Origin of the sequence: Vibrio sp. S11_S32, from assembly GCF_014694465.1 — a bacterium.
Classification (GTDB): domain Bacteria; phylum Pseudomonadota; class Gammaproteobacteria; order Enterobacterales; family Vibrionaceae; genus Vibrio; species Vibrio algicola.
Window position 1 is genome coordinate 1 of the sequence record NZ_JAAUWS010000152.1, and the last position, 536, is coordinate 536.

The following is a 536-nucleotide window of genomic DNA, read 5'->3' on the forward strand; positions in this document are numbered from 1 at the left end:
GATACGTCGGATGTGACGGTACACGTCAACTTTAAAGATGGTGAAGATCCAAGCTTTGGCGTGGACACGGGCGCCAGCATCACTGAAAATGACGGCACCCAAACCGCCAATGGTTCGATTGAATTTGACCAAGGCAGTGATCACGTAGACCAAATCGTGTTTGACACCGAACAAGCCGGTTTAGATGGGATCACCAGTAATGGTGAAGCGACGACTTATTCGGTTGATGGCAATGATTTAACCTTAGTCGACACCGACGGCAACACCGTTTTGAGTGTGACCATCGATGCGCAAGGCAACTACGTTGTCACCCAAGAGCAACCGATCGACCAAAATGATGGGGATATCACCGACATCGCATTAAACGTGCACGGCACGGATGACGATGGGGATACGGCTAACGGCACCATTACTATTCACATTACCGACGGTGACAATGCGGCCGATGTAACCGATACGGTCACTGTTGACGAAGGCGATGTGCAAAACCCAGCCGAAGGCAACGAATACCCAGTGCATGGTTCAAGCTCGGTTAC

The 536-nt window shown here is 50.7% G+C and carries 1 protein-coding gene; it reads left to right on the plus strand.

The features are described from left to right. The coding region (locus HC723_RS17055) for a hypothetical protein (protein WP_190339957.1) at nt 1–536 on the plus strand (536 nt) is incomplete at both ends.